The organism is Pluralibacter gergoviae ATCC 33028 = NBRC 105706 (assembly GCF_001598855.1).
Lineage (GTDB): Bacteria > Pseudomonadota > Gammaproteobacteria > Enterobacterales > Enterobacteriaceae > Pluralibacter > Pluralibacter gergoviae.
Genome location: NZ_BCZS01000015.1, coordinates 107,974 through 129,018 on the forward strand (window position 1 = coordinate 107,974; position 21,045 = coordinate 129,018).

Annotated in this window: 22 protein-coding genes; 11 read left to right on the forward strand and 11 right to left on the reverse strand. The window is 61.6% G+C overall.

Going from position 1 to position 21,045, the window contains the following annotated elements; all coding sequences use genetic code 11:
- The 3 genes from mdtN to pgl form a co-directional block, all read right to left on the reverse strand.
- Nucleotides 1-1,041, reverse strand: a complete 1,041-nt coding sequence (gene mdtN, locus ENGE1_RS15875) for a multidrug transporter subunit MdtN (RefSeq protein WP_064360655.1) — start codon at nt 1,039-1,041, stop codon at nt 1-3.
- A gap of 3 nt (nt 1,042-1,044) precedes the next feature.
- Entirely contained in the window at nt 1,045-1,320 is a 276-nt protein-coding gene (locus ENGE1_RS15880) for a YtcA family lipoprotein (RefSeq protein ID WP_086499420.1), read from the reverse strand.
- Nucleotides 1,321-1,421: 101 nt separating this feature from the next.
- Nucleotides 1,422-2,417 (reverse strand): 6-phosphogluconolactonase, encoded by a 996-nt coding sequence (gene pgl / locus ENGE1_RS15885; RefSeq protein ID WP_048253071.1) that lies wholly within the window; start codon nt 2,415-2,417, stop codon nt 1,422-1,424.
- Nucleotides 2,418-2,557: 140 nt separating this feature from the next.
- Here pgl and ENGE1_RS15890 point away from each other — a divergent pair, with 140 nt between their 5' ends.
- From ENGE1_RS15890 to ENGE1_RS15905, 4 genes are all read left to right on the forward strand, one after another.
- Entirely contained in the window at nt 2,558-3,376 is an 819-nt protein-coding gene (locus ENGE1_RS15890) for a pyridoxal phosphatase (RefSeq protein ID WP_043086701.1), read from the forward strand.
- Between the two features lie 269 nt (nt 3,377-3,645).
- Nucleotides 3,646-4,050 carry a MoaF-related domain-containing protein gene (locus tag ENGE1_RS15895; RefSeq protein ID WP_225823528.1) on the forward strand — a complete coding sequence of 135 codons (405 nt, stop codon included), beginning with the start codon at nt 3,646-3,648 and terminating at the stop codon, nt 4,048-4,050.
- Nucleotides 4,050-4,538 carry a nuclear transport factor 2 family protein gene (locus ENGE1_RS15900; RefSeq protein ID WP_048253070.1) on the forward strand — a complete coding sequence of 163 codons (489 nt, stop codon included), beginning with the start codon at nt 4,050-4,052 and terminating at the stop codon, nt 4,536-4,538. The genes ENGE1_RS15895 and ENGE1_RS15900 overlap by 1 nt, the downstream gene beginning before the upstream one ends.
- Before the next feature lie 100 nt (nt 4,539-4,638).
- Nucleotides 4,639-5,205 (forward strand): RBBP9/YdeN family alpha/beta hydrolase, encoded by a 567-nt coding sequence (locus tag ENGE1_RS15905; RefSeq protein WP_048253140.1) that lies wholly within the window; start codon nt 4,639-4,641, stop codon nt 5,203-5,205.
- Here ENGE1_RS15905 and modC read toward each other — a convergent pair.
- The 4 genes from modC to ENGE1_RS15925 form a co-directional block, all read right to left on the reverse strand.
- The gene (gene modC / locus ENGE1_RS15910) at nt 5,195-6,253 is read right to left on the reverse strand and encodes a molybdenum ABC transporter ATP-binding protein ModC (protein WP_043085093.1); all 1,059 of its coding nucleotides are present in this window, start codon (nt 6,251-6,253) and stop codon (nt 5,195-5,197) included. The two genes, ENGE1_RS15905 and modC, sit on opposite strands and share 11 nt — an antisense overlap.
- A gap of 2 nt (nt 6,254-6,255) precedes the next feature.
- Entirely contained in the window at nt 6,256-6,945 is a 690-nt protein-coding gene (gene modB / locus ENGE1_RS15915; protein WP_043085095.1) for a molybdate ABC transporter permease subunit, read from the reverse strand.
- Nucleotides 6,945-7,718: a molybdate ABC transporter substrate-binding protein gene (modA, locus tag ENGE1_RS15920; protein WP_048253069.1), complete on the reverse strand. Its 774-nt coding sequence runs from the start codon at nt 7,716-7,718 to the stop codon at nt 6,945-6,947. Before modA ends, modB begins: the two co-directional genes overlap by 1 nt.
- Before the next feature lie 186 nt (nt 7,719-7,904).
- Nucleotides 7,905-8,054 (reverse strand): AcrZ family multidrug efflux pump-associated protein, encoded by a 150-nt coding sequence (locus ENGE1_RS15925; protein ID WP_043086704.1) that lies wholly within the window; start codon nt 8,052-8,054, stop codon nt 7,905-7,907.
- Between the two features lie 130 nt (nt 8,055-8,184).
- Between ENGE1_RS15925 and modE the strand changes: the two genes are divergently transcribed.
- From modE to gpmA, 7 genes are all read left to right on the forward strand, one after another.
- Complete coding sequence (modE, locus tag ENGE1_RS15930) at nt 8,185-8,973, forward strand: molybdenum-dependent transcriptional regulator (RefSeq protein WP_048253068.1); 789 nt, start codon at nt 8,185-8,187, stop codon at nt 8,971-8,973.
- A 66-nt stretch (nt 8,974-9,039) separates the two neighbouring features.
- The gene (gene modF, locus ENGE1_RS15935) at nt 9,040-10,512 is read left to right on the forward strand and encodes a molybdate ABC transporter ATP-binding protein ModF (protein ID WP_048253067.1); all 1,473 of its coding nucleotides are present in this window, start codon (nt 9,040-9,042) and stop codon (nt 10,510-10,512) included.
- 204 nt (nt 10,513-10,716) lie between these two features.
- Nucleotides 10,717-11,733 (forward strand): UDP-glucose 4-epimerase GalE, encoded by a 1,017-nt coding sequence (gene galE / locus ENGE1_RS15940; RefSeq protein WP_043085101.1) that lies wholly within the window; start codon nt 10,717-10,719, stop codon nt 11,731-11,733.
- Nucleotides 11,734-11,742: 9 nt separating this feature from the next.
- Complete coding sequence (galT, locus tag ENGE1_RS15945; protein ID WP_043085102.1) at nt 11,743-12,789, forward strand: galactose-1-phosphate uridylyltransferase; 1,047 nt, start codon at nt 11,743-11,745, stop codon at nt 12,787-12,789.
- Nucleotides 12,790-12,795: 6 nt separating this feature from the next.
- The gene (gene galK, locus ENGE1_RS15950) at nt 12,796-13,944 is read left to right on the forward strand and encodes a galactokinase (RefSeq protein WP_048253066.1); all 1,149 of its coding nucleotides are present in this window, start codon (nt 12,796-12,798) and stop codon (nt 13,942-13,944) included.
- Complete coding sequence (gene galM, locus ENGE1_RS15955; RefSeq protein ID WP_048253065.1) at nt 13,938-14,978, forward strand: galactose-1-epimerase; 1,041 nt, start codon at nt 13,938-13,940, stop codon at nt 14,976-14,978. The genes galK and galM overlap by 7 nt, the downstream gene beginning before the upstream one ends.
- A 205-nt stretch (nt 14,979-15,183) precedes the next feature.
- Nucleotides 15,184-15,936 (forward strand): 2,3-diphosphoglycerate-dependent phosphoglycerate mutase, encoded by a 753-nt coding sequence (gpmA, locus tag ENGE1_RS15960; protein WP_043085108.1) that lies wholly within the window; start codon nt 15,184-15,186, stop codon nt 15,934-15,936.
- A 31-nt stretch (nt 15,937-15,967) separates the two neighbouring features.
- Here gpmA and ENGE1_RS15965 read toward each other — a convergent pair whose 3' ends face one another.
- The 4 genes from ENGE1_RS15965 to ENGE1_RS15980 form a co-directional block, all read right to left on the reverse strand.
- A complete protein-coding gene (locus ENGE1_RS15965; protein ID WP_048253064.1) occupies nt 15,968-16,738 on the reverse strand; it encodes an ABC transporter ATP-binding protein in 771 nt (256 codons plus the stop codon).
- Entirely contained in the window at nt 16,735-17,742 is a 1,008-nt protein-coding gene (locus tag ENGE1_RS15970; RefSeq protein WP_080962694.1) for a FecCD family ABC transporter permease, read from the reverse strand. The genes ENGE1_RS15965 and ENGE1_RS15970 overlap by 4 nt, the downstream gene beginning before the upstream one ends.
- Nucleotides 17,743-17,812: 70 nt before the next feature.
- Nucleotides 17,813-18,814 carry an ABC transporter substrate-binding protein gene (locus ENGE1_RS15975; protein WP_048253062.1) on the reverse strand — a complete coding sequence of 334 codons (1,002 nt, stop codon included), beginning with the start codon at nt 18,812-18,814 and terminating at the stop codon, nt 17,813-17,815.
- An 11-nt stretch (nt 18,815-18,825) separates the two neighbouring features.
- Nucleotides 18,826-20,997, reverse strand: coding sequence for a TonB-dependent receptor (locus tag ENGE1_RS15980; protein ID WP_048253139.1), 2,172 nt, complete (start codon nt 20,995-20,997; stop codon nt 18,826-18,828).
- Between the last annotated feature and the right edge of the window lie 48 nt (nt 20,998-21,045).

Here is a 21,045-nt window from a genome sequence, read left to right on the forward strand (position 1 = left end):
CTAGTTGTCCCGCTGCGGCAGCAGCACGGCGCTGGCGGAAGCCCCCATCCGGAACAGGCCGGGATCCGGGTTTTTGACGCGAATTTTGACCGGGAAGCGCTGGGAGACGTGCACCCAGTTAATGCTGCGCTCAATGAACGGCAGGCCGCCCGGCAGGCTCGCGCCCTGCCCTGAAATCACGCCCGCGCCGACGGAGTCCACCTCGCCGTCGAAGGCCCGCGAGTGGTCGGTCATCACCGTCAGCCTGGCGGGAGCGCCGGGGCGGACGTTATCAAGATCCGTTTCGCGGAAGTTGGCCACCACGTACCAGCGGTCGTCGTCGATCAGGGTAAAGACCGGCTTGAGCGCCGAGACGTACTGCCCGAGGGTAGTTTTCAGCCCGACGACGATACCGTTAAACGGCGCGCGTACTTCGGTGTATTCGAGGTGCAGCTTCGCCAGCGCCACCTGCGCTACCAGGCCGCTGCGCTGGGCGACCATCGCATCGGTACCGGTGACGGCGGCGGCGGCCTGACTGGCCTGCAGCTGAGTCGCCGCCAGCTCGGCGCGGGCCGCTTTCTCGGCGGTGCGGGCCTGATCCAGCTCCTCCTGCGAGGCGAAGCCCTTCGGCACCAGCGGCTCCAGACGGGTACGCGTGGAGGTGGTCTGCTTCACCAGCGCCTGGGCGCGGGCCACCGCCGCAGCGACGGATTCGGCGTTGTACTGCTGGGCCTTGATGGTGCGCCCGGTCAGCATAATCTGCGCGTCCAGCGCCGCCAGCCGGGATTCGGCATCGACCAGCATCGCCTCATAGGCGCGGGCGTCGAGGCGAAACAGCAGATCGCCCTTTTTCACCCGCTGGTTCTCGCGCACCGGCATCTCCACAATCCGGCCGCTTACCTCCGGCACCACGTCAATCGTATCGGCGTAGACGTAGGCGTCATTGGTCTGCGGCGAGGTCTGCATCTGCCAGATGACGAGGATCAGCACCACGATTGCTGCGATGACCAGCGCCAGCAGCGGCCATTTTTTCTTTTTCATAGCAGAGGGGGAGTCCGTCATCGTTTATCGGTAGGTAAAAAACAGAAACCACAGCAGCGCTGCGAAGATAAACATCAGCGCCAGGTAGCTAATCACCAGCGGTGAGAAGCGGGGCTGCCAGCCGCGGCGGGCAATCAGCAGGTGGCAGGGAATGAGCAGCAGCGCGCCGCCGAGCAGGCAGAAGAACCAGCCGGGAAACGCCGCGCCGAGCACCGGCACCGATGGCGACAGCGCGCAGCCGGCAAAGGCCGGAGACAGACACAGCAAGGCCGCACGGGGCAGCGTACAAAAGCTCTTCACGAAAGCATCCCTGAATCAGAGGTTATCTCTAAAAAACGCACAGTAAAAATGCTGGTCAGCAGGTATGACCAGCATAACGTAAGACAAGGATATAACAGTTTTTACTGCGCGTTAACTACTACCCACATCGGCCCCTGGCCGACCGCATAGCGGCCCTTCTCGCGCAGCAGCCCCTGCTCGCCCGCAATCTCGTAGACCGCCAGGTGATGGGACTTCTGGCCGACCGCCAGCAGGAACTTGCCGGTGTGGTCGATGTTAAAGCCGCGCGGCTGGGTCTCGGTCGGCTGGAAGCCCTGGATCTCCAGCACGCTGCCGTCCTCGGAGACGGTGAAGATGGTGATGGTGCTGGAGGTGCGGTCACAGGCGTAGAGGTGGCGGCCGTCCGGCGTAATGTGAATATCGGCGGCCCAGCGGGTGCCGGTGAAGTCCGGCGGCATCATGTCGAGGGTCTGCACGCATTCGATGTTGCCGCGCGGGTCGCGCAGTTCCCAGACGTTGACCGTGCTGCTGAGCTCATTGACGCTGTAGGCATACTGGCCGTTCGGGTGGAACACCATATGGCGCGGCCCGGCGCCTTCCGGCGTAGTGACCTCCGCCGGGGACTGCGCCACCAGCTTGCCGTCGTCGCTGAGGGTAAAGAGGCAGATGCGGTCCTGCAGCAGGGCGGGCACCCACAGGGTGCGGTTGTCCGGCGAAATATTGGCTGAGTGGCAGCCGTCGAGCCCTTCCACCACGTCCACAAGGCCGACCGGCAGACCGTCTTCAAGGCGGGTCACGCTGACGCAGGCTTGATTGTAGGAGCTGCTGAAGACGAACTCGCCTTTATGGTCGGTAGAAATAAACGACGGGCTGCCCGGCAGCGCGGATTCGCCGACCGGCGTCAGGGCGCCGTCGTCGGGCGCGATGCGGTAGGCGACCACCCTGAACTCCGGACGCACGCCGACGTAAAGAAAGCGCTTGTCGGGAGAGATTACCATCGGCTGCACCTGCCCCGGGGCGTCAACCACCTGCACCAGCGTCAGGGCACCGTCGTGCTCAAGGCGCCAGACGTGGATCTGCTGACTTTCCGGGCTGGCGGTATATACGGTCTGTTTCATGAAAACTCCTTTCCTTAACTGCGCGTGGAGGCAAAATACCACGATAGTATTTTTTGCCGCCAGACGCTGAAAAATTTGCCCCTGCGGTGAAGCGGTGTACCATCATGAACCTGTTTTTCATTGACAACCAGGACCGCACAATGGCACCGCGCGTAATAGCTCTTGATTTAGACGGCACACTGCTGGCCCCGAACAAAACCATTCTTCCCGCCTCGCTGGAGGCGCTTGCCCGGGCGAAAGCGGCCGGGTATCAGGTGCTGATCGTCACCGGGCGTCACCACGTGGCAATTCATCCTTTTTATCAGGCGCTGGCGCTCGATACACCTGCCATTTGCTGTAACGGCACCTATCTGTACGATTATGCGGCAAAAACGGTGCTGGAGAGCGATCCGCTGCCCGTCGAAAAAGCGCAGGCGCTGATCGCCCTGCTGGCAGAGAACCGCATTCACGGCCTGATGTACGTTGATGACACGATGATGTACGAACAGCCGATGGGCCACATTACCCGTACGCTCAACTGGGCGCAGTCGCTGCCTGAAGCCCAGCGGCCCTCCTTTACTCAGGTCCCTTCTCTGGCCAACGCCGCGCGCGAGGTGAAGGCGGTGTGGAAATTTGCCCTCGCCGACGCAGATACCGAACGGCTGCAGCGCGTTACCGATGTGGTCGCCGACAGGCTGGATCTGGCCTGCGAATGGTCATGGCATGACCAGGTGGATATCGCCCGCAAGGGTAACAGCAAAGGCTACCGGCTGGCGCGCTGGGTTGAGTCGCAGGGCCTGTCGATGCAGGACGTGGTGGCCTTCGGCGATAACTATAACGATATCAGTATGCTGGAGGCAGCCGGTACCGGCGTGGCGATGGGGAATGCCGACGATGCGGTCAAGGCGCGGGCAAAGGTAGTGATTGGCGATAATACTGAAAACAGCATTGCCGACTTTATTTATAAGCAGCTGCTGTAGGGATATTGATATCTTTTAGTCACTTTACCTTTTAATCTTGAATAAGGAGCCGCGTGGTTCCTTATTTTAATACTTTTTAATGATTACCTTTTGGTAATTACAGAAAGGTAATTAAAACAATCATCACATTATATCTCTAACTATTCCTAAAAAATAAACTTCAGTCTTGTATTTCCGCTGTCCCTCATAAATATTAAGACTCCTGTCAATACCAGCGGATAATACCCATGAAAAGACTAAAGCAAAACGGAATGGCATTAGCAGTACTCATGGCTTCATCACTTTTCATTTCCAGCGGGATCGCGGCACCCGATGCGCCCCCCAATAATACGCAAACGGCAAAGCCCCATCGCTATATTGCCGAGGGGAAAATTGTCCAGGTCACCTTTGGTGATTTCGCTTTTCGTCTCGACTTTACCGATAGCCAGACCATGACCTTCACCGGCAACGGGCCGGCCTCGCAGGGAATAACCGACACGGTGCGCTACACCGCCGTGGAGATCCGCCCGCAGGTCTATATGGTCTACTGGCACGAGCCGGGTACCGGCGATAACGTCACCCACGTGCAGGATTACCCGCGCGGTATCGTTTATACCAACATTGCCAGCGGCGACGGCAGCTTTACCCATCTTACAGGGCAGATAAAAATTATCGGCAACTCGGGAGAACAGTGATGAAAAAACTTTTTATTCCCTCGCTTATTATTAGCAGCCTGTTGGTTAGCGCCCCGCTGCTGGCGGAAAATGAAAACGGGCGCCGGCCGTCAGCGGCAAACATTGAGCACCAGAATCAGCAGAAATTAAATGTGGTGAAGGCACTGTATGACGGATTTTTTAATGGTCACGATGCCAATGTGGCTAAAGCAATAATTACCGAAGAGTATAAGCAGCATAATCCGTTTGTCGGCAATGGCCGCGCCCCTTTCCTGGCGTATTTTTCGCAGCTGTTTATCGATAATCCGCAGTACAGCGCCAGAATTTACCGCAGCGCGGTAAATGGCGATCTGGTGTATGTCCACGTTAAGTACCAGAATAATCCCGAGGATCGCGGTACCGCCAGCGTGGATATTTACCGGGTAAACGATCAGGGGAAAATTACCGAGCACTGGGACGTGAACCAGCAGGTGCCGGCGGCGTCGGCGAACGAAAACACGATGTTCTGATCGCCTGCCGATGAAAAATGGCCCGGCGGCGGCGCGCTTGCCGGGCTTATTTGCGCTGACGTATAGTACTAAAACCCAGCCCATACCGAACCAGACTCTGATGACAAAAGCACGCCTGATTATCGTTCACGGATTTATGGCCTCGCCTGCCAACCACTGGTTTACATGGCTAAAAGCGCGGGCCGAAGCCCTCGGCATGGAGGTGGTTATCCCGGCGATGCCGGATTCTGCCGCACCCGACGCGCAGCGCTGGCAGGAGACGCTGCGCCAGCAGGTTGGTCAAGTGGATGACCGGACCTTTTTTGTCGGTCACAGTCTCGGCTGCATCACCGTCCTGCGCTACCTGAGCCAGCGGCCAGATAAGGAGCGCGCGGGAGGCATTATTATGGTGTCAGGCTTTAGCGAGCCGGTGCCCACGCTACCTGAGCTGGATGCGTTTACCGCCGCGCCGCTGGTCAACCTGGCGAGTCTTACCGGCATTGCGCACCGCGCGGTTATCGCCTCGCTCAATGATGAGATCGTTGCCCCGGAGTACTCCCTGCGCCTGAGCCAGCGGCTGGTCGCCCCGCTCTACGGCCTGCCGGACGGCGGTCATTTTCTCGATCGCGACGGATTTGATATGCTGCCGCTGGCGGAAACGCTGCTGAAGCAGTTCATTACGCCGTAATCGACACGCTTTTAATCTGGGCATACAACCACAGGCCCGGCTTCACCGCGAGGTCGTCCCGCGCCCAGGGGCTGATGCGCGCCCACAGCGTGCGGCCGGCCACGTCGAGCTGCACTTCCACCTGGCCGGCGTCGTCAAAGCAGGCCACCACCTTCGCCCGCAGCACGTTGCGGATGCTGGAGTTGACCGGCGGCTGCAGGACCAGCGATACGTCGGAGGCCTGAATGCGGATGCGCACCGGCGACTGCACCTCGCGGTCGAGCTTATTGACCCACAGGTGCTGATCTCCCAGCGCCAGGGCGGTCATCGCGTAGTGGTGATGGTGCTCCAGCACCGTGACCTTGAGAATGGTGCTCTGCTGCTCCTGGGGTAGCCAGGGGTGCATGACGCTGCTGCCCCAGACGTCCTCCAGGTTGCCGAAGGCCTTCACGCTGCCGCCCTCCAGCACCAGCACTTTATCCGCCAGGTGGAGGATCTCATCCAGCGAGTGGCTGACGTAGAGCATCGGAATATTGATCTCGCGGGCCAGCCGCTGCAGATAGGGCAGCAGCTCGCGCTTGCGCGGAATGTCCAGCGAGGCCAGCGGCTCGTCGAGCAGCAGCAGCTCGGGGGCGGTGAGCAGCGCGCGGCCGATAGCAACCCGCTGCTTTTCGCCGCCGGAGAGGCTGCCGGGCAGGCGGTCGAGCAGCGCCTCAATGCCCAGCAGCGCTACCAGCTTGTCGAACTGTCCGGCCATGCTTTTCGCCATGCCGTAGCGCAGGTTGCCGCGCACTTTATAGTGCGGGAACAGCCTGGCGTCCTGAAAAACGTAGCCCACCCGACGCTTCTCCGGCGGCAGAAAAACGCGGTTTTCCGCATCGCTGAGCGCCCGGCCGTTGAGGACGATGCGCCCCTGCTGCGGCTTCGTCAGGCCGCTGATGGCGTTAATCAGCGAGGTCTTGCCCGCCCCGGAGACACCGAAAATAGCGGTGATCCCCGTTGCGGGCAGCGTTTCGTTAAGCGTCAGGCAGTGGCTGCCCAGCGTCTGGGTAAAGTTAAGCTCAAGCACGGCTATCTCCCGATCCGCGCGCGGCTGAGGCGCGACAGCCATTCGGAGACCAGCAGCGAGGCCAGCGCCAGCGCGATGGAGATCAGGCACAGCCGGGCGGCCGCGCTCTCGCCGCCGGGGATCTGAATCAGCGTGTACATGGCCGAAGGGATGGTGCGCGTCTCGCCGGGTATGTTGGAGACGAAGGTAATGGTGGCGCCAAACTCGCCCAGCGATCGGGCGAAGGCCAGCACGGTACCGACGATAATGCCCGGCAGGGTCAGCGGCAGCGTGATGGTCAAAAACACCCGCCAGCGCCCGGCGCCGAGGGTGCGCGCCGCCTGCTCAAGCCGGGTATCGACGCTTTCCAGCGCCAGCCGTATAGCCCGCACCATCAGCGGAAACGACATCACCGCCGCCGCCAGCACCGCCCCGCGCCAGCTAAAGGCAAAGGTGATGCCAAACCAGTCATACAGCCAGGCGCCGATAAAACCGCGGCGCCCCATGGCGATCAGCAGCAGGTAGCCCACTACCACCGGCGGCAGCACCAGCGGCAGATGAAGCAGACTGTCCAGCAGCGCCTTGCCGGGAAAATGACGGCGAACCAGCAGCCAGGCAAAGAAGATCCCAAACGGCAGGCTGCAGGCTACGGCCAGAGAGGACACTTTCAGGCTCAGCAGGACCGCCTGCCATTCGGGATCGCTCAAGATCATTAGCGGGTCGTAAATCCGTACTGTTTAAAGATAGCGGAGGCCTGCGGGCCCTTCAGATAGTCGTAGAACGCGGTAGTGGCGGCGTTTTTATGACCGTCGATGATGGCGACCGGATATTCCACTTTTTTATGTGAGTCCTCGGGGAAGGTACCGACGACTTTCACGCCCTTGCTGGCCACCGCGTCAGAACCGTAAACGATGCCCAGCGGCGCTTCGTCGCGCTCAACCAGCGCCAGCGCGCCGCGTACATCTTCCGCCGGCGCCAGCTTCGGCGACAGGGTTTCCCACGCGCCGAGTTTGGTCAGCGCCTCTTTGGCGTAGATACCTGCCGGCACGTGGTCCGGGTTACCGACCGCCAGGCGGCCGCCCTTCAGCAGGCGGGTCCAGTTGGTTTTGGCATCAATCGTGACCTCGCCCTGGGCGCTGGCCTTCGGCGCAACCAGCACCAGGCTGTTGCCGAGCAGCGTTTCGCGGGTGGCGGTATCAATCGCCTTTTTCTCTGCCGCGTAGTCCATCCACTTCTGGTCGGCGGAGATAAACAGGTCCGCCGGCGCCCCGGCCTCGATCTGGCGCGCCAGAGTAGAGGAGGAGGCAAAGGAGGAGACCACCTCAACGTGCTTCTCCTGCTGATAGGCTTTGGCAATGTCCTGCAGCGCGTTGGTCAACGAAGCGGCGGCAAATACGGTGATTTTACCTTCATCAGCCGCGGCATAACCGGCAACGGAAAGGGATAAGGCGGCCCCGGCGGCGAGGCGTAACCACGAACGTTTCATCTGTAACTCCTGTGAGTGCGTTATGTATGATGAAATATAGCGATAACGACAGGCTTTTCCCAGCGCTAAATGTGGACTTTGTGACGTAATATATCGGCAGGAAGAATAAGAACTTAAGCGTGATGATGCAGGCGTACAATTACGCGTACAATAAAGAAGCGCCCGGCGATGCCGGGCGCATTGAAATCAGTGCTGCTGCTGGCGCTTCTCTTTGTGGCCGACGGCCGAGAGGATGTTAAACACCTCGCCCAGTCCGTAAATCAGCCCCAGAATGATCGCCATCACCACAGGCACCATGCAGATAGCGAATACCAGACTTTTCAATAATTCTAACATGGTCAGCTCCATAGACAGTATGTTTGCCATATTGTAACCAGATATTCAGGAATTACACGCCCCTTTTGTGCCATGCTCTGTGCGATAATAGCCGCCGTATACGCCCACACACTATTTGCAGGACATTGATATGCAGGCTGAAATTCTTCTCACCCTCAGACTCCAGCAGCGCCTTTTTGCCGACCCCAGGCGCATCGCGCTACTCAAACAGGTGGATATTACCGGCTCGATCAGCCAGGGCGCGAAAAACGCCGGGATCAGCTACAAAAGCGCGTGGGACGCGATTAACGAAATGAACCAGCTCAGCGACCAGCCCATCGTAGACCGGTCGACCGGCGGCAGGGGCGGCGGCGGCGCGGTACTGACCCGCTACGGCCAGAGGCTGATCCAGCTTTACGATCTGCTGGCGCAGATCCAGCAGAAGGCGTTTGACGTGCTGAGCGATGACGACGCCCTGCCGCTGGACAGCCTGCTGGCCGCCATCTCCCGCTTCTCGCTGCAGACCAGCGCCCGCAACCAGTGGTTCGGCACCATTACCCGCCGCGACCATCAGCAGGTTCAGGAGCACGTTGACGTACTCCTGGCGGACGGAAAAACCCGGCTCAAGGTCGCAATTACCGCGCGCAGCGGCGACCGCCTGGGGCTGGACGAGGGGAAAGAGGTACTGGTGCTGCTGAAAGCGCCGTGGGTAAGCATCACCCGCGATCCGCAGGCGGCGGCCCGGGCCGATAACCAGCTGACCGGCACCATCAGCCGCATCGAGCGCGGATCGGCCCAGTGCGAGGTGCTGATGGCCCTGCCGGACGGGCAGACGCTGTGCGCCACGGTGCCCGATGAGCAGTCGTCCGGCCTGCATGAAGGCGAAGAGGCTATCGCCTGCTTCAACGCCGACCGGGTGATCCTCGCCACCCTCTGCTGACGGCTTGACATTAACGGCCAGAAGACGTATCCCTGAACGCCATCGCTGCAAAAAACGGGATACATCATGTCATCATTGCAAATTTCGCAAGGCACGTTTCGTCTTGGGGATACAAAGACACTCGCCATCGACGCCCTGACCCTGCGTTCGGGGGATGCCTGGGCCTTCGTCGGCAGCAACGGCAGCGGTAAATCCGCCCTTGCCAGAGCACTGGCCGGAGAGCTTCCCCTGCTGGCCGGCAGCCGCCGGAACGACTTCGCCCGCATTACCCGCCTCTCCTTCGAGCAGCTGCAAAAGCTGGTCAGCGAAGAGTGGCAGCGCAACAATACGGATATGCTCGGCCCGGACGAGGACGACACCGGCCGCACCGCCGCCGAGATCATTCAGGAAGAGGTCAAAGATCCGGCCCGCTGCGCGGCGCTTGCCGATCGCTTCGGCATCGGCCACCTGCTGACCCGCCGCTTCAAGTACCTCTCCACCGGCGAAACCCGCAAGACGCTGCTGTGCCAGGCGCTAATGGCCGAGCCGGATCTGCTGATCCTTGATGAGCCGTTTGACGGTCTCGACGTCGCTTCCCGCCGGTCGCTGGCGGATCTGCTGGCGAGCCTGCACGCCGGCGGCCAGACGCTGGTGCTGGTGCTCAACCGCTTTGACGATATTCCCGACTTCGTGCCGTTCGCCGGCGTGCTGGCCGACTGCACCCTGCTGGAGACCGGCGACAAAGCGGCGCTGCTGGCGCAGGCCCTGGTGGCTCAGCTGGCGCACAGCGAGCGGCTGGAGGGCATCGCGCTGCCGGAGCCTGACGTACCGCCCGCCCACCTGCAGCTGGCCCGGGAGGGGGCGCGCATCGTGCTGAATCACGGCCACGTCTCTTATAACGATAAGCCTATCATTAACGACCTGAGCTGGACCGTCTCCCCCGGCGAGCACTGGCAGATAGTCGGCCCCAACGGCGCCGGAAAATCGACGCTGCTGAGCCTGGTCACCGGCGATCATCCCCAGGGCTACAGCAACGATCTGACCCTGTTCGGCCGCCGCCGTGGCAGCGGCGAAACTATCTGGGATATCAAAAAGCACATCGGCTACGTCAGCAGCAGCCTGCACCTCGACTATCGGGTCAGCACCAACGTGCGCAACGTTATTCTGTCGGGCTATTTCGATTCCATCGGCATCTATCAGGCGGTCTCCGACCGGCAGCACAAGCTGGTCCAGGGCTGGCTGGATATTCTCGGCATCGATCGGCGCACCGCCGATGCGCCGTTCACCAGCCTCTCCTGGGGCCAGCAGCGGCTGGCGCTGATCGTGCGGGCGCTGGTCAAACATCCGACGCTGCTGATCCTCGATGAGCCGCTGCAGGGGCTGGATCCGCTCAACCGCCAGCTGGTGCGGCGCTTTATTGATGTCCTGATTAAAGAGGGCAATACCCAGCTGCTGTTTGTCTCCCATCACCAGGAAGACGCCCCCGACTGTATTACCCACCGCCTGGCGTTCGTCGCCGACGGCGAGGGCTACCGCTATGAGGTGGGGCCGCTAAAATAACCTCTCCAGGCGGGGGCCCTGCTCCCGCTTTTCAGAAAAGCGGCAGTTTTTCTCGCTTACTGCCTGTATTTACACCATAAACATCAATGCAGGAAGGATAAAAAGGCGCAGTGTAAACGATTCCACTAACATGCCTTATGTCACACTTTTCGCTTCTCTGTTATGCTAGCCTTATCACATACCATAAGGCTAATGGAGCGAGAAATGAGAGTACTGGTTACGGGTGGTAGCGGTTACATTGGAAGTCACACCTGCGTGCAGCTGCTGAAGCAGGGGCACGACGTCATCATTCTGGATAACCTGTGCAACAGCAAGCGCAGCGTGCTGCCGGTTATTGAGCGCCTGGGCGGCAAACGGCCCCTGTTTGTGGAGGGCGATATTCGCAACGAAGCCCTGATGACCGACGTACTGCGCGAGCACGCCATTGAGGCAGTGATCCACTTCGCCGGGCTGAAGGCGGTGGGCGAATCCGTTGCTAAACCGCTGGAGTACTATGATAACAACGTTAACGGCACTCTGCGCCTGATTTCCGCCATGCGCGCCGCCAACGTGAAAAATTTCATCTTCAGCTCCTCCGCCACCGTTTACGGCGACCAGCCGAAGATCCCCTACGTCGAGAGCTTCCCTACCGGCACGCCGCAGAGCCCCTACGGCAAGAGCAAGCTGATGGTCGAGCAGATCCTGACCGATCTGCAGAAGGCCCAGCCGGAGTGGAGCATCGCCCTGCTACGCTACTTTAACCCGGTCGGCGCGCATCCGTCGGGCGATATGGGCGAAGATCCGCAGGGTATCCCGAATAACCTGATGCCGTACATCGCCCAGGTGGCCGTTGGCCGCCGCGATTCGCTGGCCATTTTCGGCAACGATTATCCGACCGAAGACGGCACCGGCGTGCGCGACTACATCCACGTTATGGATCTGGCCGATGGCCACGTCGTCGCGATGGAAAAACTGGCCGCCAAACCGGGCGTACACATCTATAACCTCGGCGCTGGCGTCGGCAGCAGCGTGCTGGACGTGGTTAATGCCTTCAGTAAAGCCTGCGGCAAGCCGGTGAACTATCACTTCGCGCCCCGCCGCGACGGCGACCTGCCCGCCTACTGGGCCGATGCCAGCAAAGCCGACCGCGATCTCAACTGGCGCGTAACCCGCAATCTCGACGAAATGGCGCAGGACACCTGGCACTGGCAGTCCCGCCATCCGCAGGGCTATCCGGACTAAGGACCCGTCATGACGCAATTCAATCCCGTCGATCATCCGCATCGCCGCTATAACCCGCTGACGGGCCAGTGGATCCTGGTTTCGCCGCACCGCGCCAAGCGCCCCTGGCAGGGGGCGCAGGAGACGCCGTCTAAGCAGACGCTGCCCGCCTACGATCCCGACTGCTTCCTCTGCCCGGGCAATACCCGGGTTACCGGCGATAAAAATCCTGACTATACCGGCACCTACGTCTTTACCAACGACTTCGCGGCGCTGATGACCGATACGCCGGACGCGCCGGAGAGCAGCGATCCGCTGATGCGCTGCCAGAGCGCCCGCGGCACCAGCCGGGTGATCTGCTTTTCGCCGGACCACAGCAAAACGCTGCCGGAGCTGAGCCTCAGCGCGCTGGAGGAGATCGTCAAGACCTGGCAGCAGCAGACCGCCGAGCTGGGCGCTGACTATCCGTGGGTGCAGGTGTTCGAGAACAAAGGCGCGGCGATGGGCTGCTCCAACCCGCATCCCCACGGCCAGGTGTGGGCCAACAGCTTTCTGCCCAACGAAATCGCGCGCGAAGACCGCCTGCAGCAGGACTATTTCCGCGAGCAGGGTTCGCCGATGCTCCTTGATTACGTGCAGCGCGAGCTGGCGGACGGCAGCCGCACTGTAGTCGAGACCGAACACTGGCTGGCGGTGGTGCCCTACTGGGCGGCGTGGCCGTTTGAAACCCTGCTGCTGCCGAAGGCCCACGTACTGCGCATTACCGATTTAAGCGAAGCCCAGCGCGGCGATCTGGCGATTGCGCTGAAAAAGCTGACCAGCCGCTACGATAACCTGTTCCAGTGCTCCTTCCCCTACTCGATGGGCTGGCACGGCGCGCCGTTCAACGGCGAGGAAAATCAGCACTGGCAGCTGCACGCCCACTTTTATCCGCCGCTGCTGCGCTCCGCTACGGTGCGCAAGTTTATGGTCGGCTACGAGATGCTGGCGGAAACCCAGCGCGACCTGACGGCCGAACAGGCCGCAGAACGCCTGCGCGCACTGAGCGACGTTCATTTTCGCGAATCCGGAGAATAAAAAACAATGAGTCTGAAAGAGAACACCCAGTCCCTGTTTGCTGAAAAATTTGGCTACCCTGCCACCCACGTTATCCAGGCGCCGGGCCGCGTTAATCTGATCGGCGAACACACCGACTACAACGACGGCTTCGTGCTGCCCTGCGCCATTGATTATCAGACGGTCATCAGCTGCGCGCCGCGCCAGGAACGCACGGTGCGGGTGATTGCGGCGGATTATGACAACCAGACGGACGAGTTTTCCCTCGACGCGCCGATTATCGCTCACGATACCCAGCAGTGGTCCAACTACGTGCGCGGCGTAGTGAAACACCTGATGAAGCGCAGCGATAAGTTTGGCGGCGTGGACATGGTAATCAGCGGCAATGTGCCGCAGGGCGCGGGCCTCAGCTCTTCGGCGTCGCTGGAAGTGGCGGTCGGCACCGTGTTCCAGCAGCTGTATCACCTGCCGCTGGACGGGGCGCAGATTGCCCTCAACGGCCAGGAAGCGGAGAACCAGTTCGTCGGCTGCAACTGCGGCATCATGGATCAGCTGATCTCGGCGCTGGGCAAAAAAGACAGCGCGCTGCTGATCGACTGCCGCTCGCTGGGTACGAAGGCCGTACCGATGCCGCAGGGCGCGGCGGTCATCATCATCAACAGCAACTTTAAGCGCACCCTGGTCGGCAGCGAATACAACACTCGCCGCGAGCAGTGCGAAACCGGCGCCCGCTTCTTCCAGCAGCCCGCCCTGCGCGACGTCACCCTCGATGAATTTAACGCCGTGGCCAGCGAGCTGGATCCGCTGGTGGCGAAGCGCGTGCGCCATGTGCTGACCGAAAACGCCCGTACCGTCGAGGCCGCGGACGCGCTGGCGAAAGGCGATCTGGCGCGGATGGGCGTGCTGATGGCCGAATCCCACGCTTCAATGCGCGACGATTTCGAAATCACCGTGCCGCAGATCGATACCCTGGTGGAGATTGTTAAAGACGCCATCGGCGATAAAGGCGGCGTGCGCATGACCGGCGGCGGCTTCGGCGGCTGCGTGGTGGCGCTGGTGCCGGACGGGCTGGTGGAAATCGTCCGCGACGCGGTCAGCGCGCAGTATGAAGCCAGAACCGGCATCAAAGAGACCTTCTACGTCTGCAAAGCATCCCAGGGGGCCGGCCAGTGCTGAACGAAACGCCAACCCTCGCGCCGGACGGGCAGCCGTTCCGGCTGCTGACCCTGCGCAATGCCGCCGGCATGGTGGTCACCCTGATGGACTGGGGCGCGACGCTGCTCTCCGCCCGGGTGCCGCTGGGCGACGGTTCGGTGCGCGAAGCCCTGCTCGGCTGCGCCAGCCCGGAGCAGTATCCGCAGCAGTCGGCGTTTCTCGGCGCCTCGGTTGGCCGCTACGCCAACCGTATTGCCGACAGCCGCTTTAGCCTCAATGGCGAAAGTTACGCCCTGACGCCGAGTCAGGGCGTCAATCAGCTGCACGGCGGGCTGGAGGGCTTCGATAAGCGCCGCTGGAAGATTGAGAATCACAACGACGATAGCGCGCTGTTTTCGCTGGAGTCCTGCGACGGCGATCAGGGCTTTCCGGGCCACCTGCGGGCGACGGCAAAGTTTCACCTCGGCGACGATAATTCGCTCACCATCGAATACCGCGCGCAGGTAGATAAGGCCTGTCCGGTGAATCTGACCAATCACGTCTACTTCAACCTCGACGGCGGCCGGAGCGATGTGCGCCAGCACCGGCTGCAGATCGCCGCCGGGCAGTATCTGCCGGTGGACGAAACGGGTATTCCCCGCGCCGGGCTAAAGCCGGTGGCGAACACCGGCTTCGACTTCCGGGCGCCGAAGGCGATTGCCGACGACTTCCTCAGCGACGAGGATCAGCGCAAAGCCAAAGGCTACGACCACGCGTTTCTGCTCGACGCGCAGGGATCGCTGGATCAGCCGGTGGCGCAGGTATGGTCGGCGGACGCGCAGCTGTCGCTCAGGGTCTTTACCTCCGCACCCGCGCTGCAGTTCTACTCCGGCAACTACCTTGCGGGTACGCCGTCCCGCGACGGCGAGCCCTACACCGACTGGCAGGGGCTGGCGCTGGAGAGCGAATTTTTGCCCGACAGCCCCAATCATCCCGAGTGGCCGCAGCCGGACTGCGTGCTGCAGCCGGGTGAGGAGTACCTGAGCGTTACCCGCTACCAGTTTATTCCCGCCTGACTGACGGCCCTCCCTCCGCGGAGGGCTTTTTTTCATCACCCTGCTGAAAATAGCGCCACTTGCCAACAAAAAGACAAAGAGTGCTTCACAAGCGCCTTACGCAACGCCGCTATTTTCGCTATGGTTAGGGATAAGCGTTGCCTGTGGTATCCCCACAGCAATATAATGAGAATTGTTATCATTAGAGCAATTTCAGGAGAACAAGATGGCAGTAACTAAGCTGGTACTGGTTCGCCACGGCGAGAGCCAGTGGAACAATGAAAACCGCTTCACCGGTTGGTATGACGTTGATCTGTCCGAGAAAGGCGTTGGCGAAGCAAAGGCGGCGGGCAAGCTGCTGAAGGCTGAAGGCTTCAGCTTCGATTTTGCTTATACCTCCGTGCTGAAACGTGCCATCCACACCCTGTGGAACGTGCTGGACGAGCTGGATCAGGCCTGGCTGCCGGTTGAGAAATCCTGGAAGCTGAACGAACGCCACTACGGCGCGCTGCAGGGCCTCAACAAAGCCGAAACCGCCGAGAAGTACGGCGACGAGCAGGTTAAACAGTGGCGCCGCGGCTTCGCGGTAACCCCGCCGGAGCTGACCAAAGACGACGAGCGCTATCCGGGCCACGATCCGCGCTACGCGAAGCTGACGGAAAAAGAGCTGCCGACCACCGAGAGCCTGGCTATCTGCATCGACCGCGTGGTGCCGTACTGGAACGACACCATTCTGCCGCGCCTGAAGAGCGGCGAGCGCGTGATTATTGCCGCCCACGGCAACTCCCTGCGCGCGCTGGTGAAATACCTCGACAACATGAGCGAAGACGAAATCCTCGAGCTGAACATCCCGACCGGCGTACCGCTGGTGTACGAGTTCGACGAAAACTTCAAGCCGGTCAAACACTACTACCTGGGTAACGCTGACGAAATCGCCGCCAAAGCGGCCGCCGTGGCAAACCAGGGTAAAGCGAAGTAATCCTCTGCGGGCAGCGTTCGCTGCCCGTTTTTCAGCTTACGCCATCAATCATCGCCTGCAGCCTGCCCTGTGAACAGCGCTCGACTCGCGCGCGAACACCGTATACCTGTGCCAGGTTCTCCGGCGTAATCACCGCTTCCGGCGCGCCGCCGGCAACTAACCGCCCTTCCCTGAGCATCAGAACCTGCTCGCCGTGATGCAGGGCGATATTAATGTCGTGGACCACCACCACGGTTACCATATTGCGCGCCAGGGTCTCACGGCGGATCAGCGCCATTACCTGAAACTGGTGATTGAGATCGAGAGCGCTAAGCGGCTCATCGAGCAGCAGCAGGTCGGGCCTGCGGATCAGCGATTGGGCGAGCCCCACCAGCTGCTTCTGGCCGCCGGACAGTTCGTCGAGGTAGCGCATCGCCAGGTGCGAAATGCCCAGCTCGGCCAGCAGCGCCAGAGCGCCGTCTCTCTCCGGCTCCGCTCCGCGCCCGCCCGACGCCCGCCGGGCGACAATCACCGACTCCAGGACGTGCAGATGCACGCCGGGCGGCAGCGACTGCGGCAAATACACCACCCGCGCTGCGCGCGCTGCCGGCGTCAGCGTCAGCAGGCTTTCGCCATCGAGCAGCACCTCTCCACTGGCCCGATTCAGCCCGGCAAGCGCGCGCAGCAGCGTCGATTTACCGCAGCCGTTATGGCCGAGCAGCATCGTCACCTCGCCGCGCTTCAGGTCGGGCACGTGAAGATCGTCAATAATACGCCGCCTGCCGTAGCCGACGCCAAGTCCGGCAATCGTCAGTCCGCTCATGATATCTGCCCCCGGCGGCGAAAAAGAATGCTCAGAAAAAACGGCACGCCCACCAGCGAAGTGACGATGCCGACGGGCACCACCACGCCGGGGATAAGATTTTTCGAGGCGGTCGACGCAAGCGACAGCACCAGGCCGCCAACCAGCGCGCTGCCTGGCAGGTAGAAGCGGTGGTCCTCGCCGAGCAGCCGGCGGGCAATGTGCGGCGAAACCAGCCCGATAAAACCGACCGGCCCCACGAAGGCCACCGACAGCCCCGCCAGCAGGCTTATCCGCAGCAGCGACGTCAGCCGCAGTCGCCGGACGTCGATGCCGAAACTCAGGGCGCGATCTTCGCCGAGCCGCAGGGCGGTTAGCTGCCAGCAGGCGCGCATCGCCCACGGAAATAGCAGCCCCAGCGCTCCGGCGAGGATCGCAACATTCGGCCACGAGGCCCGCGACAGGCTGCCCATCGTCCAGAACACCAGTCCCTGCAGGGTGTCCTCATCGGCCACGAACTGCATCATCGACACCAGGGCGTGAAAGGTAAACACCAGCGCAATGCCGAACAGCACCATGCCGGACACGGCCATTCGCGCCCAGCGGGTCAGGCCGTCCAGCAGCAGCGCCGAGAACAGCGCAAAGACAAAAGCGTTAACCGGAATAAAAGCGCTTGCCGGGATCCCCGGCAGACCAAGACCCAGCACGATCGCCAGCGCCGCCCCGAAGGCCGCCGCCGAGGAGACGCCGAGCGTGAACGGGCTGGCCAGCGGATTATTGAGGATCGTCTGCATCTCGGCGCCGGCCATTCCCAGCGCCGTGCCAACCAGCAGCGCCATTAGCGCGTAGGGTAAGCGGATATCCCAGACGATAACCCGCACGCCGCCGCCGGCGGCGGCCGGGTGGAGCAGCGTCTGCCACAGCGTCGACGGCGACAGGCCGGCGGGGCCCAGCGAAAAATCGAGCAACAGCGCGCCAACAATCGCCGCGCCCAGGGCCAACAGCAGCAGGCAGCGCCTGCGCATCAGCCGGCGGTAGCCGCGCGTAATGGCGCTGTCAGAAGAAATGTTTTCAGTTATATCCGTCACAGTCACCTCAGCGGGGGGGATCCAGCACGTCGCGGATTTGCGCCTCGCTCAGCGCAATACCGAAGAACTGCCGATAGAACTCACGCGTTTCCTGACGCATATCGATATCGGCAAAGCGCTGCGGGTAGAGCATTTTCGCCAGCCACAGGAACTGCAGCGCCTCCTCGCTGGTTTCCCGGCACCACCAGAACATGCCTTTCGGGTTGACGTAGACGCGGCGGTGGCGCACGGCGTCCACGCTGGCCCACTGCGGGGAAGTCATGATGGCGTCAGCATCGCGCCGGTTCATTGCCACAATGACCGCCGGATTTGCCGCCACGACCTTCTCCAGCGACACCTCTCCGGATCGCGCTGGCTTATCGTCAAACCAGCGTTCGGACACGTTCTGCGCCCCGGCCAGATCCATCCAGTCCTGGTTGAGCGACGGCCGCCCGCTGGTCATCAGCGGGCTGCCCATACTGTGATAAACCCGCACCCGCTGCCCGGCGGGAAGGTCTTTGAGTCTTTCAGCCACCCGCGCCACGTTACGGTCGAAGTACTGCCGGTAGCGCTGCGCCCGCCGTTCGGCGTCCGGTCCGAGCAGCGCGGCGGTTTTCGCTACTCTGTCGGTCAGGGCCTGCATCGCGTTAGCCTTAAAGGTCACCACCTTCACGCCCGCCTGCTCCAGCAGCGCCTGCTGCGCGACCGCCGTACCGGGAGGCGCATCGCCGCCGGGCAGGATCAGCAGATTCGCCCGCAGGGCAATGATCTGCTCCGGGTTCAGCTCGCGGCCGCTGCCGAAGCTGATAACCGGCACCTTGTCGATGGCCGGAAAGCTCTGGCGAAACAGCGGAATTTGCTTCGCAATGGCCGAGGTGCCGACAATATTTTCGCCGTAGCCCAGCATGGCAATAATGGCGTTCTGCGCCGGCCACGGTGAGGCGATGCTCACCTCCTGGTGCGCGGCATCAGCGTGCAGGCCGCTGCTCAGCAGTAGCCCCAGCGCCGGAAGAAGACGTGCAAGCTTCATTTCAGCCCCTGTCAGAAATCAAAGGTGACAGAGGCGCGCACTTCGCGACCGCCGCCGAGAAAGGCGCTCGGTGAACCGTTATCACCGTCGGTTCCCGACGGGAAAATGGATGCCCAGTAGTGCTTATCAAAGACGTTGTTGACCACCACTCTCAGGGTAGTCGGCACGTTGCTGATGCGCGTGGTATAGCGGGTGCCCAGATCCCAGGTGGTGTAGCTGCTGGCGTAGGAGGTGTTGGTGTCGTTCGCCGCCCGCCTGCCGGTGTAGTGAACATTGGCGCTGTAAACCCACTGCGGTAAGGAAGGCAGGCTGTACTCCGCCAGCAGGTTGGCCTGCACTTTCGGCACGCCCACGACCCGCTTGTCGCGGGTAGCGGCGCTGGCGGTATCTTTCAGTTTAGGATCGAGGAAGGTCACGCCGCCGTAAAGGTTGAGGTTCTGCCAGGCGTTGCCGGTGGCCGTCAGCTCGAGGCCGTTATTGACCTGCTTGCCCTGCTCTTTATAGACGTTGTCGGCATTGACGTAGGCGAAGGGGCGCTTGAGGCGAAACAGCGCCGCGCCGAGATTCATGCCGCCGACATCGGCCTTGAGCCCCACTTCATACTGCTTGCTGCGGTAAGGATCGAGGGTCTGCCCCGAGTTTTTGATGCCGTCGTCCGTCGGCGCCGTCCCGCCCTGCTCCAGCGAGTCGGCGTAGCTCACGTAGGCCATGGTGTTGGGGGTGATTTTATACATCAGCGCCGCATTGGGGCTCAGGCCGTCCTCGTTAGTTTCGTTGGTTTTGCTGCCGTGCTTGTCGTAGCTGCGGGTCTGCAGCCAGCTCTGGCTGAGGAAGAACATCGCCGACCACTGCGGATTAAACGTGACGGTATCGCCCAGGGTCACGCTCTGCTGGGTATTGACCCCGGAGCGGTAGCGCGGACCGCCGGTATGAATTTTGCCGTCGCCCTGCTCGTGCATGCGCGTTGGATCGTAAATGTTGGTGGTGCCCCAGCTGTAGCTGCTGCCGCTGCGCTTCGCGCTGTACAGCGACCAGACGTAGCCGGTGGTGGAGAGCGCGACGTCGTGGCTGACGCTGCCGGTCATCAGACGGCCGTTAAGGGTAGCGGCGTTACTCAGTACCCGGAAACGCCCGGCGGCCGTCGAGTCCTTCATCGTGCGGGTGATATCGCCCTGGTTATTGATGATTTTGCTGCTGACGCTGCGCATGGCGCGGTCCGCCTGCTGCCAGCCGACGCCCGCCGTCATCGACCAGTCATCGTTAAAATAGTGAATAAGCCGGGTACTGATAGTATCAGTGGTCAGATCGTTACCCGCCGTGCCCAGCGACAGATTGCGCTTTTTCGGATTTGGCGCCGAGGGCAGCTTCACGTTCGGGCCGTAGCTGAAGCTGCCGGGATAGCCCTTTTGCAAAAATTCGTAGTGGCTGGCGTCGAGCTGCAGCTGGGTGCCGGGCTGAATGTTCCAGTCCAGCGCCACCGAGACCAGCTTACGCCGCAGAGTGCTGCCATCGACGTTGCCCTCGCCGTCCTGGCTCAGCAGATTGACCCGGTAGCCGAAGCGCTTATCCGCGTCGAAATGGCCGCCGAGATCGGCGTGGCCGGTAAACGCCCCGCGCCCCTGATAGCCCACGCTCACTTTGCGCAGCGTCTCCTCGGTGGGGCGCTTGGCGACGAAGTTAAACTGCCCTGCCGGACTGGCGGGACCGTACAGCGCGCCGGTCAGGCTGTTCAGGACGTCGAGCCGCTCCAGCATCTCTACCGGAAAGGCAGTGGTGGAAACGATGTTCAGGCCGTCGAGGCGGCTGTTGGCGACCACGCTGCCCTGCATCCCGCGGCTCTGGGGACGGCCGACATCCATGCCGCCGCGCGCCTGCATCTGCGTGCTGGGCGAGTATTTCAGCAGTTCGCTGACGCTCTGCGCCTGCTGGTTTTCAATCATCTCTTTGTTGACGGTGGTGGAGGAGTACGGCAGGTCAAGCCAGGCTTTATTACCTAATGGCCCGACGCTGAGGTCATCGGTTTTAAATCCGGCACCGGCGGCAGCGTGAGTGCTGTCGTCGGCGGAGCCTGCCGTTACGACCAGTGTTTCGTCTGCGGGCGGGCGCTTTGCATTGAGGGCGGCGTGGACGGCCAGGGGCGTCAAAAGCGGCACCAGGGCCGCAAGCGTTGTTTTGGTTCTCATCATGTATCATCCGTAATATAAAAATTTATATTACGATCGATGTGAGAG